The organism is Corynebacterium sp. UMB2355A, assembly GCF_033877495.1.
GTDB lineage: Bacteria > Actinomycetota > Actinomycetes > Mycobacteriales > Mycobacteriaceae > Corynebacterium > Corynebacterium pseudogenitalium.
Window position 1 is genome coordinate 2,288,309 of the sequence record NZ_CP138855.1, and the last position, 13,346, is coordinate 2,301,654.

The following is a 13,346-nucleotide window of genomic DNA, read 5'->3' on the forward strand; positions in this document are numbered from 1 at the left end:
TAGACTGTTTGCCCATGACTCCAGCTGATCTCGCTCCAACAGTTCATGAAGCGACCGTCAAGGTGCTTTCCGACCACAATCTCGACGCATCCGTCGTGCCCGATGCAGTGACCGTCGAGCGTCCGCGCAACCCTGAGCACGGCGATTACGCGACGAATATCGCACTGCAGGTGGCGAAGAAAGCCGGTACGAACCCGCGCGAGCTTGCACAGTGGCTTGCCGACGCCCTCCTGGAAAACCCCGCAATCGCAGAAGCTGACGTCGCAGGCCCAGGGTTCTTGAACCTGCGCCTCGCCACGGACGCGCAGGGACAGCTGGTTGCGGACATCTTGGCGGCAGGCGAGACCTTCGGCAATTCATCTCTTCTTGACGGCCAGCGTATCAACCTCGAATTCGTCTCGGCGAACCCAACCGGCCCGATCCACCTTGGCGGGACCCGCTGGGCAGCTGTGGGCGACTCGCTTGGCCGCGTGCTAGAGGCGAGCGGTGCCGAGGTGACCCGCGAGTACTACTTCAACGATCACGGTGGCCAAATTGACCGCTTCGCACGTTCACTAGTAGCAGCGGCAAAGGGGGAGCCGACTCCAGAGGACGGCTACGGCGGCTCCTACATCAATGACATTGCCGCCGACATTGTGGCGAAGCAGCCGAATGCGCTTGATGGCAGCCCCGAAGACGTGCAGGAAACGTTCCGTGCCGCAGGCGTGGAAATGATGTTTGCTCAGATCAAGGAGTCCCTACACGAGTTCGGCGTGGACTTCGACGTGTTCTTCCACGAAAATTCGCTGTTTGAGAGTGGGGCCGTCGATAAGGCGATTACAACGCTCAAAGACAACGGCAACCTGTACGAAAACGAGGGCGCCTGGTGGTTGCGCTCTTCCCAGTTTGGCGACGACAAGGACCGTGTCGTGCTGAAATCCGATGGCGACGCCGCCTACATCGCGGGCGACATCGCGTACGTGGCAGACAAGTTTGACCGCGGTCACACACTGGCGATCTACATGCTTGGCGCGGACCACCACGGCTACATTGCGCGCCTCCGCGCCGCAGCGCAGGCTCTTGGCTATGACCCTGAGGCTGTCGAGGTGCTGATTGGTCAGATGGTCAACCTTGTGCGTGATGGCCAGCCAGTCAAGATGTCGAAGCGCGCCGGGACGATCATCACTCTCAACGATCTCGTGGACGCTATTGGCGTTGACGGGGCTCGCTACTCGCTCGTGCGCTCCTCTGTGGATTCCACGCTGGACATTGACCTTGACCTGTGGACTAAGCAGTCCTCCGACAACCCTGTGTACTACGTGCAGTACGGTCACGCGCGTCTGTGCTCCATCGCTCGCAAGGCGAAGGAAGCTGGCGTCACTACCGACGGCGCGGACGTTGCGTTGCTTGAGCATGAAAAGGAGGGCGACCTCATTCGTACCCTGGGTGAGTTCCCAGAGGTAGTGAGCACCGCCGCGCAGCTGCGCGAACCGCACCGAATCGCGCGCTACGCGGAGGAACTAGCTAGCTCCTTCCACAAGTTTTACGACGCCTGCCAGATCCTGCCGAAGCCGGGCGAGGAAGTTGAGCCGTTGCATACCGCCCGCTTCGCACTGGCGATGGCGGCGCGCCAGGTACTTGCAAACGCACTCGGCATGATCGGCGTGAGCGCGCCGGAACGGATGTAGGAGGAAGTACATGACCGCAGCGTTTGATGCGCTTCCCGCGCACGTATGGCCACGCAACACCAAACGAGAAGAAGACGGGGTCGTGACTATCGCTGGCGTGCCCCTTCCAGAGATTGCCGAAGAGTACGGTACGCCCGTCATGGTGGTGGATGAGGACGACTTCCGCTCGCGGTGTCGCGATATGGCAAAGGCGTTCGGTGACCCAGCACATGTGCACTACGCGTCGAAGGCGTTCTTGACCACGCACATTGCCCACTGGGTTGACGAGGAAGGCCTCGCGCTTGATGTTGCGAGCGAAAATGAGCTTCGCATTGCGCTTGCTGCAAACTTTCCGCCAGAGCGGATTACGGTGCACGGGAATAATAAGTCGCGCAGCTTTCTGCAGCTGTGCATCGATTCCGGGGTAGCGCACGTCGTCCTTGATTCTCACCAGGAGCTTCGAGAGCTCAATGAGCTTGCCGGGGAAATGGGGACCACCCAAGAGGTCTTTATCCGCGTGAAGCCAGGCGTAGATGCGCACACACACGAATTCATCGCGACGAGCCACGAGGACCAAAAGTTTGGTATTTCTTTGGCGTCTGGCTCTGCCTATCAGGCGGCGTGTGCCGCGATCGATGCGGAGCATCTGCGCCTGACCGGCCTGCACTGCCACGTTGGCTCCCAGGTCTTTGATGCAGAGGGGTTCAAGCTCGCTGCGGAACGTGTGCTTGCGCTGTATGCGCAGATTTGGACCGAGCGTGGCGTTGCGCTTGAGTACTTGGACCTTGGCGGCGGATATGGCATCGCGCAGCTTGAGGAAGAAGCGCCATTGGACGTTGCTGCGGTTGCGAAAGATCTGTTGGCTGCCGTCGACGAGGTTGCCGGTGAACTCGGCATCTCGTCGCCGACCGTGGTTGTCGAGCCTGGCCGTGCGATCGCCGGGCCATCCGCCATTACGCTATACAGCGCGGGCGTGGTCAAAGACGTCGAGATTTCGTACACCAAGACGCGTCGCTACATTTCCGTTGACGGTGGCATGAGCGACAACATTCGTCCAGCGCTTTACGACGCCGTCTACGAGGGCCGGGTGGTCAACAGGTTTACAGGCGGCCAGCCGGTGGCAACTCGAGTGGTGGGTTCCCACTGTGAGTCCGGCGATATTCTCATCGAGGATGCTCAGTGGCCGGACGACATTGTCAGCGGCGACCTGATCGCGATGCCTGCGACAGGAGCATATTGCTACCCGATGAGCTCGAATTACAACTCATTTGGGCGCCCTGCCGTGGTCGCGGTCCGGGCTGGAAAGATCAAGCCGATGGTGCGGCGAGAAACTGTTGAAGACATTCTCTCGCGTGAATATAAATAAGAATGTATTCTGTGCGAAATAGACAAAGCGGTACACTGCGCCGTAGCTGAACGTACCAGTATCGAAGTAGGAGAGAATCTAGAGATGTCGGTCGAATCTGCAGAGAGCCGTAACGGTAATTACCCAGGTAAGGGAATTGGTCAGCCGGTCGGTGTCGCTATTTTGGGGAAAGGCACTGTGGGCAGTGAGGTGCTTCGCCTCATTCGGGAGTTTTCTGACAATCTTGAGCAGCGTATCGGCGGCCCACTTGAGGTGCGCGGTGTTGCGGTCTCCAACGTGGAAAAGCACAAGGATGCGCCTGAGGCGCAAGGCATTGAGCTGACTGATGACGCTCGCTCGCTGATCACTCGCGATGACGTTGATGTTGTAGTCGAGGTCATCGGCGGCATCGACTACCCACGTGAACTGGTGTTGTCTGCTCTGAAGGCAGGTAAGTCCGTTGTTACGGCAAACAAGGCGCTGGTTGCAGCGCACGGTTCTGAGCTTGCCGACGCCGCGAATGAAGTAGGCGTCGATCTCTATTATGAGGCAGCGGTTGCTGCGGCGATTCCAGTTGTTGGTATGTTGCGTCGTTCGTTGGCTGGTGACCAGGTTCAGCGCATTTCCGGCATTGTGAACGGTACGACTAACTTCATCTTGGACGCGATGGCTTCGACTGGAGCGACCTACGAGGAAGCACTCGCTGAGGCGACCCGTTTGGGGTACGCAGAGGCTGATCCGACCGCCGACGTTGAGGGGCACGACGCGGCTTCCAAGGCAGCGATCCTTGCCTCGATGGGCTTCCACACACGAGTCACGTTCGACGATGTGTCCTGCGAGGGCATCACGAAGATTACCGCTGAGGATATTGCCGCGGCGAAGCAGTCGAACCAGACGATTAAGCTGCTGGCGATCTGTGAGCGCCTCTACGACGAAAACGGTAAGACCACTGCTGTTAATGCTCGCGTTCACCCGACGCTCATCCCGAACGAGCACCCGCTGGCGAGCGTTGATAAGTCGTACAACGCCATCTTCGTCGAAGCTGAGGCTGCTGGCCGCCTGATGTTCTACGGCAACGGTGCTGGTGGCGCTCCTACCGCGTCTGCAGTGCTGGGCGACCTGGTCGGTGCAGCCCGCAACAAGGTGCACGGCGGCCGTGCACCAGCGGAGAACCCGTACGCGAACTACCCAGTGGTCGGCTTCGACGAGGTGGCGACTCGCTACCACGTGAACATGACCGTCAACGACCGCGTTGGTGTGCTGGCGGAGCTGACCCGAAAGTTTGCGGAGGCAAACGTGTCGCTCTCCGCAGTGCGCCAGGAGGAGTCCGGCGATGAGGCACACCTGATCGTGGTGACGCACAAGGCGCTGGAGAAGGACCTACGTGACATCGTGGAGCGCCTCTCGCAGCACCCGGATGTGCAGCAAATCAACTCGGTGATCCGCCTAGACGCCTAAGCTGAGATACCTACAGACAAGGAGCACATCATGGCGACAGACATTGAAGTAGGCCTAAAGGCGACTGTGACGGTGCCGGGTTCGTCGGCGAACTTAGGACCGGGCTTCGATACGTTGGGGCTCGCTCTCTCCATTTACGACACTGTCGAGGTTGAGGTCATCGAGTCCGGGCTTGAGGTGGAAATCTTCGGCGAAGGCGCCGAGGACCTGCCGCGCGACGGCTCTCACCTCGTAGTCAAAGCGATTCGTTCTGGCCTCAAGGCTGCTGATGTTTCTGTTCCAGGCCTTCGCGTGGTGTGCACGAACAACATCCCGCAGTCTCGTGGGCTTGGTTCGTCGGCCTCTGCGGCTGTCGCAGGCGTTGTAGCGGCAAACACACTGGCTGGTAACCCGCTTTCCACAGAGGAAGTTGTGCAGCTTTCCTCGGCGTTCGAGGGGCATCCTGATAATGCTGCCGCATCTGTGCTCGGCGGGGCGGTTGTCTCCTGGACCGAGATTCCTGTCGATGGTGTATCGCATCCGGTCTACCGGGCTGTCGGGGTCCCCGTGGATCCCTCGATTCGTGCGGTGGCGCTGGTGCCGAACTTCCACGCCTCGACCAACGCGGTGCGGCAGGTGTTGCCGAGCCACGTCACGCACACGGACGCGCGTTTCAACGTGTCGCGTACCGCGGTGATGACGGTTGCCATCCAGTCCCACCCCGAGCTGCTCTGGGAGGGCACCCGCGACCGCCTGCACCAGCCGTACCGTGCCGACGTGCTGCCGGTGACCGCTGAGTGGGTCAACCGCTTGCGCAACCGCGGCTACGCAGCCTTCGTCTCTGGTGCGGGCCCGACCGCGCTGGTTCTGACCACGACGGACGTTGACGAGGAGTTGCTTGACGACGCCCGCGAGGCCGAACTACGCGTCATCGAGCTCGAGGTAGCGGGTCCGGTACGCGGCGAGCTGACCCGCGCTTAATCCGTCCTGGCTGTTACAGGCCTGAAAGGGGGCGGAACTGTTCGACGCCCCCGCGCAGGCTCGCTGTGCCGGTCACGCCGCGCGCATCGAGCGCTGCAACAGCTTGCGCTGAGCGCGCCCCTCGGGCGCACACCACAATGGTGCCGGGCTGCGCTTCTGGCGGTGTGTAGCCATCGATAATGGTGCCGAGCGGCACGTTGATGGCGCCGTCAAGGTGGAAGTCAGCGAACTCTTCGGGCTCGCGGACGTCGAGAATCGTGGCGCCTTCCGGAATGGTGGTGACCTCCGCCGGTCCTTGTAGAGGTGCGCTCGTACGCACGCGCTCAGTGACCTCTGGGTCTGCGACAAGCGGCACGTACTCCCACATACCTGTGAGTGAGTCGAAGTAGCCAATCTGGCCAATTAGTGGCGAACCGAGTCCGGTGATGAGCTTGATGGTTTCCATCGCCATCGCGGACCCGACAACGCCCACAAGTGGCCCGACCACGCCTGCCTGGGAACAAGAGGGCACGCTGCCTGGTGCTGGTGGAGCGGGGAAGAGGTCCTCGTAGATTGGCCCGTGGCCTGCCCAGAACACCGTGAGTTGTGCTTCAAACCCGAGGATTGACCCCCACACGTGCGGCACGCCCAGGCGCGCGGCCGCGTGCGATGCGATGTGGCGAGTCTGGAAGTTGTCAGTGCCGTCGACGATGATGTCAGCGTCACTGAGCAGCTGCAGTGCGTTATCCCAGGTGAGACGATCAGATACAGTGCGGACGTTGATATTCGGGTTCAACGCCAGCATCTGTGCCTTTGCCGACGCCGTCTTTGCGGTACCGATGGCAGCGGTGGTATGGATGACCTGCCGGTGCAGATTGGACAGATCCACCCGGTCGTCGTCGATGACAGTGATCGTGCCGACGCCGGCACCAGCTAAGTACAGCAGGGTCGGAGACCCCAAGCCTCCGGCGCCAAGAACAACGACGTGGGCGTCGAAAAGTTGTTGCTGCTTCCTCTCGCCGATGAGTGTGGTTTGCCGTAGGTAGCGCTCATCGAGCGTCATCGATACCAACCCACTGCGTTGCGCCGTCCGCCATGGACTGCTCTTTCCATATTGGGACCTGTGATTTCACTCTGTTGGTGACCTCTTCACAGGCGGCGAATGCCTCGGCGCGGTGCGCACTGGCCACGAGGACCAGGAACGCCATCTCGCCGATCGGCACGGAGCCGACTCGGTGGGCGGCCCAGATTCGCACCGGGTGTTGTTGGGCGATGTCTTCGACAATCGCGCGGAGCTCGTCTTGGGCGCTGGGGTGTGATTCGTACGTCAGCGAACGCACTGCCTGCCCGCCGTCATGGTCGCGGACAACGCCCTCAAAGCGGACGAGCGCACCCATGGAGCGCGTCATTGTAGCCGTGGCCGCATCCGCAGCGAACTGCTCAAGCGGCGTTTCGGTAATGCGTGCGCCGATGACGGTATTGACCTGCTCGGCGACGAACTGTGGGTCCGAAGTAGAGGCTGGTTGTGAACTAGTGCTCATGTGATCCTTCTATGAGTGCAGTGATGTGGTCGAGCAGGGGAGCGAGCACGGCACACCCGTCCTTCACCCCGCCGCGTGAACCTGGCAGTGTCATGACAAACGTGCGACCCGCCACTCCGGCGACAGCACGCGACAGCACTGCCGTCGCGACTTGCTGCTGACCATAGGCCCAGAACGCGTGCACGATACCTGGCAGCTGCCGGTCCAACAGAGGCTCCACAATATCAACCGTTTGGTCATCCGGTGTAATGCCGGTTCCGCCCGAGGTCAGCAGTACTGACGGGGAAGCGGCGAGTGCCTCATGGACTGCATCCGAAAGGTCGGCATCGGCCACGACGGTGGCGTCGGGGGTGTCGAACCCCGCTTCCCGCAGGAACCCGACCGCGATCGGACCTGACTTGTCCTCGTAGACACCAGCGGCTGCTCGCGTAGAAGCCACGATAACCCGTGCAGTACGTTGATTGGTATTCATAGGCACAATCTACAGCGGATAGACCATGACTGGTGTACCCGCGGGAACCGTAGCCGCGGCGGGAATGCGGATCAGGCAGGTCGCAGTGGCACCCTGGGTAAGCAGGTGCGAGCTTGTACCGTGGTACGGATGCGCAAGGCCCTCTCGAATTTCACCACGCAGGAACTGATCCTTGCCGGCGATTCCAACGACATCTGTATCTATAGCTACGCGTACGGGAGCCGACGCGCGTCCCAACACTGGTGCGACGTACAGGACGAATGACACGATGGTGGAAATCGGGTTGCCTGGCAGGCTCAGCACAGGCACACCATGAAACGCAGAGATGCCTTGTGGCCCGCCGGGCTGTTGAGCGACATGTCCGTACCAGCCATCCGTAAACACCTGACGGATGACCTCGAACTTGCCGTGGCTGATCCCGCCTGAGGTCACAATCGCATCCGGTTGGTACTCCTCAACCGCTGCTGCGACCTCTCGCTCGAGCGCCTCAGGATCGTCGTTGGTCAGCAGGCGCGCTACAACCTCGATGTCATGGCGCGCGGCTAGCGCCTCAAGCATCGGACCGTTCGAGTCCGGAATTGTCGCGGGGCCTGTGGCCTGGTCGCTCGGGGAGACCTCAGCGCCACCCGTGATCACTAAGATGCGCGCAGTGCGCTCGACCTCAACGGTCTCGATTCCCTGGCTGATCGCGGCGCCAACAAGCGCCGGTGTCACTCCATCACCGCGATGCGCAATGCAAGCCCCGGGCTGGATATCGCTGCCCGCAAGGCGCATGAACTGACCACGCTTGACCTCAGGGATCTTGACAGGTTCACCAGTTGCCCCGAACGTCGGCGGGGTGCAACGCTCAACTGGGACGACTGCTACCGTGCCACGAGGAAGCTTCGCGCCGGTCATGATCGGCGCCACAACGCCCTGCAGGCCTTCTGGATACAGTTCGTCGGGGTCAGCGCCTGCGGCAATCGTCGGGCCGATCGTCGCCGTGTGCGCTTCCACCTGTGTCAACGCGTACCCGTCCATTTGCGAGTTATCGAAGGTCGGTTGCTCGCGCACGGCAACAACATCGGCCGCGAGCACACGCTGCTGCTTGCCAGCTTCAACGACGCTGATGCGCTCCGAAAGCCGAGGGCCGACGGCCTCGCGCACCGCACTCAGGTGCTCCTCAGTAGTTCGTGTCATGGCGCCTACTCTACGCGCCACCACCAGTTCGCTACCATGGACGACATGCAAATTCACTACTTTGCCGCCGCACGCGCGGCCACAGGCGTCGCACAGGAAGAAGTTGGGAACTTTGCCACACTGCAGGAACTGCTTACCGACGCCGCTTCGCGCCACAACGGCACCACCGACGCAGGCCAAACGCTCGCAGACATCCTGGCGCGCTGCACCTTCCTGATCGACGGAAAACGTGCCCAGCAGACTGACTCGCTCGAGTCCGCTGAGCGCGTTGATGTGTTGCCACCGTTCGCCGGGGGCTAATCCGTCGGCTTTGGGTAGATGGCGATGTCATCCGTTTTGACGTAGCACGTTACAGATGCGCCGGGCTCAATGCCCGCATCGAGTGCCTCCTGACGCTGGACCGGGAGCGCCACAACCGCACCGTGGACGTCGAGCTCCACAGTGAGGCCACCTGAGGTACTGACATCGACTGTGGCCACGGTGGCCTCCAGCGAGTTGTAATCTCCCGGCGCTGCTCCGGCTGGGACGTGCAGCGAGACGTCCTGCGGCGCGAAGACTGCGACGGCATGCTCATGCTGCTCGCACTGCTCTGAGGCGACACCGGTGAGCTCACCGACTGTGGTTGCCACGCGCGCAACGGAACCTTGGTGCGCGGCACCCACCATGTGCGCTGGAATCCAGTTCACGCTAGCGGGCAACCAGTTCACACCAGCGAGCCGTGCAGAAAACTGTGTCGCCGGAACTTTAAGCTCCTCGGCCGTCGGCCGCAGGCTGATGATGTTGCCTCGGTCCATTACCGCGACGTATTCCGCAAGGTTGGCCACGTCCAATGGGTTGTGCGTAATCACGATCGTGGTGCGGTCGTGCGCCGTAGCCCGCAGTACCTGGCGCCAGTGATGCGCAGAGTTCACGTCGATCGCAGCGAGTGGTTCGTCAAGAATTAGCACGCGGGGGCGCGGGGCAAGCGCTCGTACTAGCGACACCTGCGATGCTTGACCGCCAGAGAGAGCACGGACGGGGACGTCGGCAAGGTCGCACAGGCCCGCTGAGGTCAGCAGCTCAAGTGCGCGCTGTTTGCTGCCAGTGACCATCGCGACAGCCTTCAGTGGGGTCGACGTAGGTGGCAGACCGGGGTTCTGGGTAAGCAACACAACTCCGCGTTTGTGCGCCGGGACAAGCTTGCTCGACGACGTGCCCGCATCAACCACGCGGTCGCCGATCAAGGTGCGCAAACCGCCGAGGCGCCCTGCAATTCTGTCTACCAGAGTGGTCTTCCCCGAGCCGTTCAAGCCTATGAGCGCCGTCGTGGCGTTCGCAGGGAACGTTGTTTCACCGATGACGACGGGTACGCCCCCGTCCTCGGGGCTTGTCAGTAGGCGCAGCCGTTCCGTGTCCACCTCGTGGGTGGCGCGAGCGACTTCACGGGAGCGCGTACGCGACAGAAATACCGTCGGCAGCGTCGATGCGGCAAGTGTGAGCACCGCCAGTGCGATGAGGATGGCTGATAGCCCATACGCGACGTCTTGATCCACTTCGCGGGCAATATAGATACCCAACGGCATGGTGCGCGTTGTGCCAGGCATAGAGCCGGCGAAGGTCAACGTGGTGCCGAACTCGCCGAGCGAGCGCGCAAACGCCAGCCCGGCCGCAGAGACGAGTGAGGGCGCGATTGCAGGCAGGATTATCTTGCGAGTAATCGTCGAGGGGCTCAGCCCCACGCCTGCGGCCGAGTATGTAATCTCCGGATCGAGTTGCCGCAGCGCCGCGTCAAGTGTGATGACAACGAACGGCAGCGCAACGAACACATGTGCAGCGACGACACCCGGAAACGCGAACGCGAACTGAATATGCAGCGCGTCCAACAGCGGCGCAGCCAAGCCTCGGCGTCCGAGAAACGCGCTGAGCGCTAAACCACCGACGACCGGCGGCATCGCTAGCGGAAGTAGCACGAGTACTCGCGCAAGGCCTGCACCTCGTCGCAAGTGTTGCATCCATAGCGCAAGCGGTGTGCCCAGCAGGAGTGTGATGACGCACGCCAGGACAGCGGAGCGCAGCGTGACGCGGAGCAACTGCTGTGTCGATGCGGAGGCAAGGATCTCACCGAGCTGGTCCCATGGCACACGTGCACCAAGCGCCAGGATCGGCAGCACAATGGCGGCGAGTGCAAGAAGCGCCAGGCCCCACACCAACATTGGTGTCTGGCGTGGGGCCTGGCGAAGCGTTGATTGCTGCATGAATACGGACTCTACCCGGTGGTTACTGTTGCGCAGCAGGGGTGAAGCCGTACTTCTCCCACACCACGGCCATTTCTGGGCTTGCAAGCAGTTCGAAGAGATTCTGCGCGGCAGCCTCGTCGGTGGTGTTGGTGGTTACAGCGGCGACGAGGGAGTTCGGCTTCTCATTAGCGTGAGGGATATTGAGAACCTCAACGCCATCACCAGCTGCAGCAGCGTCGGTGCGGTACACGAAGCCAGCGTCGGCCTCGCCGGAGACAACCTTGCCCAGGGTGTCGGAGACGCTGTGTTCCAGAGATACAGGGTTGATGGTGAGATTGTTCGCCGCGACAAGCTCGTTGGTCACCGAGCCACATGGGACCTGCGCATCACACACAACCAGGTTCACATCCTCTTTTTGGACATCCTCGACGCTCTTGATGCCTGCTGGGTTGCCTTTCGGCACCACGAGCACCATCGAGTTCGTCGCCACGACTTTCGGATCCTTTGCGACGCCCGCCTCGACAGCTTTGTCCATATTCTTCTGGTCAGCTGTGATCAACACGTCACCAGGTGCGCCCTCCTTCAGTTGCTGCACCAGGTCAGAGGAGCCGGCGTTGACGAACTCGAGGTTGTTCTCCGACATTTCCGAAAGGTCCTCGTTGAGTACGCGCGTGGAAGCCGCGCCCATCACGATGAGGTCGCTGGGTGCCTCAGCGGTCGGTGCTTTTGAGGCGGCGCTTTCGGAATCGGTGCCACCGGCGCAGGCGGTCAGACCGGTCGCGGCCAGGGCAGCCACGAACAATGTGGCAAGGCGAGTAGAGCGCATGAGAACTCCTTCGAGTAGTGGTTTGAATATGAATATAAATTATCTTAAAAAAGGGGTAGACACGAAGAATGCCCCCGGAAGAAGAGCTCCGGGGGCAGCACTGGCGAGCGGGTTGAAGCACTAGCGCTTCAATTGACGTCCGTTCGAGCGGATCGGCTCCCACTGGGCCTCAGAGCGGCGGCCCTGGACCTCTTCACCGCGCGAGCGGTAGACCACGTACGGCCTAGTGGAGTAACCCACCGGTGCAGAAAATGCGTGGACGAGGCGGGTGAATGGCCAACATGCAATCAATGTGAAGCCAGCAAGCACGTGGACCTTAAACTGCCACGGAGCCTGCACCATCAGGTCCGGCATCGGGTTGAAAATCAGCAGCTGGCGCAGCCACGGCGAAATCGTTTCGCGGTAATCGTATCCGCCGGGCACACCGAAGACCTGCGTCGAGACAGTCGCGATAAAGCCGGAGCAGATCGCGATTGTCAAGAACACATACATGAACTTGTCGGAGGTGGCCGTCGATAAGAACACCGAACGGTTGACCACACGACGGTAGAGCAAGCCGAGCAACCCCAACACCACGGCGATACCCGCAATCGTGCCAGGAATCGTTGCGATGAGATGGTAGGCGTGATCGCTGATGCCCATGCCTCGGGTCCAAGTCTTCGGAATCGCTAGGCCCATGAGGTGGCCAATGACCACGAAGACCATGCCCCAGTGGAACAGTGGCGAGGAAAGCCGCAGCAACTTCGATTCGTAAATCTGTGACGAGTGGGTAGTCCAGCCCATCTGGTCATAACGCCAGCGCCAGATAATGCCGATGACAAACGCAGCGATGGCCAACCAGGGAAAGGCCACCCACAGGAATTCTTCAATACCAGTCATAGTGAGTTCAGTCCTTTAACTGTGGTTGGGAGATGCCGTTGGAAACGGCAGGGGAGTAGTTTCAATACCGACCATCTCCGCAGGAGGGCCCTGGCGAATCAGGTTGATGTAGCGAGCGATAGTTTCCTCGTCGATGCTGGGCAGCAACATGCACACAGCCGTGAGCAAGTGAGCGTACGGGCTACCCAGTCCGACCAGAGCGTGACGCAGCACCTCGAGGCCGTCTCGGTGCGCGGCAATCATCTCTAACGCGTGCTGTTGGGAGTCGGAGTCAGCGAACGCAAGCGCTTCCAGGACGACGCAAAGGTGGTCCGGCAGCTCCTCCGAGATCTCTTCCATCCCTAGACCTGCCAACTGTTGGCGAAACGCCAAGATCGCGGCACCGCGCTGGCGGGTATCACCAACCGAGTAGTAGGAGAGGTGCAGCGCGCAGCGACGCCGCTGGTCGAAGGTCTCGACGTAGTGCTCCTGGAGTGGCAGAAGTCCGAGGCTACGTGCCCTGCCGATGAACTCCGCGATTTCTGCAGCAATAGGGCCTGGAAGCAGCCCGAGCTGCTCCTCGACGGTCTCCAGCGTGGAGAAGAACTCCTCTTCTGGGTACCGCAACGTGAGGCTGAGCGCCATCGCTGCGATCTGACGCTGCAGCGTATCGCACGCCACTGGTGCCACTAGATCCTCGGGTACAACCCCGATTTGGGTTCGGGTGCTCATTACTGCTCACCCTCGCGTCGCGCGACGTTGCCGTCAGCACTCGGTCCTTCCTCAACCGGGTTCGGCGTTGGAGTCGATGCTTCCGGAGCAGCAGGGCGGTAGTTCTCGCTTGCAGTCTTCGGCTCGCGAGTCTT

At 61.2% G+C, this 13,346-nt stretch carries 13 protein-coding genes; 5 read left to right on the plus strand and 8 right to left on the minus strand.

The window, feature by feature from the left end:
- The first annotated feature begins 14 nt into the window (after positions 1 to 14).
- The 4 genes from argS (at position 15) to thrB (ending at position 5,409) form a co-directional block, all read left to right on the plus strand.
- On the plus strand, positions 15 to 1,667 hold the full coding sequence (gene argS / locus R0V12_RS10920) for an arginine--tRNA ligase (protein WP_320072615.1): 1,653 nt from the start codon (positions 15 to 17) through the stop codon (positions 1,665 to 1,667).
- 10 nt (positions 1,668 to 1,677) lie between these two features.
- The gene (gene lysA / locus R0V12_RS10925; protein ID WP_320072616.1) at positions 1,678 to 3,012 is read left to right on the plus strand and encodes a diaminopimelate decarboxylase; all 1,335 of its coding nucleotides are present in this window, start codon (positions 1,678 to 1,680) and stop codon (positions 3,010 to 3,012) included.
- Between the two features lie 84 nt (positions 3,013 to 3,096).
- Positions 3,097 to 4,449, plus strand: a complete 1,353-nt coding sequence (locus tag R0V12_RS10930) for a homoserine dehydrogenase (protein WP_320072617.1) — start codon at positions 3,097 to 3,099, stop codon at positions 4,447 to 4,449.
- Positions 4,450 to 4,479: 30 nt separating this feature from the next.
- The gene (gene thrB / locus R0V12_RS10935) at positions 4,480 to 5,409 is read left to right on the plus strand and encodes a homoserine kinase (protein WP_320072618.1); all 930 of its coding nucleotides are present in this window, start codon (positions 4,480 to 4,482) and stop codon (positions 5,407 to 5,409) included.
- Positions 5,410 to 5,422: 13 nt separating this feature from the next.
- On the opposite strand, the gene R0V12_RS10940 is transcribed toward thrB, so the two are convergent.
- Genes R0V12_RS10940 through R0V12_RS10955 form a run of 4 tightly spaced genes read right to left on the minus strand, consistent with a single transcriptional unit; the run spans position 5,423 to position 8,580 of the window.
- Entirely contained in the window at positions 5,423 to 6,451 is a 1,029-nt protein-coding gene (locus tag R0V12_RS10940) for a ThiF family adenylyltransferase (RefSeq protein ID WP_320072619.1), read from the minus strand.
- A complete protein-coding gene (locus R0V12_RS10945) occupies positions 6,438 to 6,929 on the minus strand; it encodes a molybdenum cofactor biosynthesis protein MoaE (protein ID WP_070362636.1) in 492 nt (163 codons plus the stop codon). The genes R0V12_RS10940 and R0V12_RS10945 overlap by 14 nt, the downstream gene beginning before the upstream one ends.
- Positions 6,919 to 7,401 carry a MogA/MoaB family molybdenum cofactor biosynthesis protein gene (locus R0V12_RS10950; RefSeq protein WP_070976320.1) on the minus strand — a complete coding sequence of 161 codons (483 nt, stop codon included), beginning with the start codon at positions 7,399 to 7,401 and terminating at the stop codon, positions 6,919 to 6,921. Before R0V12_RS10950 ends, R0V12_RS10945 begins: the two co-directional genes overlap by 11 nt.
- A gap of 9 nt (positions 7,402 to 7,410) precedes the next feature.
- Positions 7,411 to 8,580 (minus strand): molybdopterin molybdotransferase MoeA, encoded by a 1,170-nt coding sequence (locus R0V12_RS10955; protein ID WP_320072620.1) that lies wholly within the window; start codon positions 8,578 to 8,580, stop codon positions 7,411 to 7,413.
- 45 nt (positions 8,581 to 8,625) lie between these two features.
- On the opposite strand from R0V12_RS10955, the gene R0V12_RS10960 reads away from it, so the two are divergent.
- Positions 8,626 to 8,880, plus strand: a complete 255-nt coding sequence (locus R0V12_RS10960) for a MoaD/ThiS family protein (RefSeq protein ID WP_070479545.1) — start codon at positions 8,626 to 8,628, stop codon at positions 8,878 to 8,880.
- Here R0V12_RS10960 and R0V12_RS10965 read toward each other — a convergent pair.
- From R0V12_RS10965 to narJ, 4 genes are all read right to left on the minus strand, one after another.
- Positions 8,877 to 10,814 (minus strand): ATP-binding cassette domain-containing protein, encoded by a 1,938-nt coding sequence (locus R0V12_RS10965; RefSeq protein WP_320072621.1) that lies wholly within the window; start codon positions 10,812 to 10,814, stop codon positions 8,877 to 8,879. The two genes, R0V12_RS10960 and R0V12_RS10965, sit on opposite strands and share 4 nt — an antisense overlap.
- A gap of 22 nt (positions 10,815 to 10,836) precedes the next feature.
- Positions 10,837 to 11,622, minus strand: a complete 786-nt coding sequence (gene modA / locus R0V12_RS10970; protein WP_070976325.1) for a molybdate ABC transporter substrate-binding protein — start codon at positions 11,620 to 11,622, stop codon at positions 10,837 to 10,839.
- A gap of 120 nt (positions 11,623 to 11,742) precedes the next feature.
- On the minus strand, positions 11,743 to 12,501 hold the full coding sequence (gene narI / locus R0V12_RS10975) for a respiratory nitrate reductase subunit gamma (protein ID WP_070362631.1): 759 nt from the start codon (positions 12,499 to 12,501) through the stop codon (positions 11,743 to 11,745).
- Positions 12,502 to 12,516: 15 nt separating this feature from the next.
- Positions 12,517 to 13,212: a nitrate reductase molybdenum cofactor assembly chaperone gene (narJ, locus tag R0V12_RS10980; RefSeq protein ID WP_320072622.1), complete on the minus strand. Its 696-nt coding sequence runs from the start codon at positions 13,210 to 13,212 to the stop codon at positions 12,517 to 12,519.
- Positions 13,213 to 13,346 lie beyond the last annotated feature (134 nt).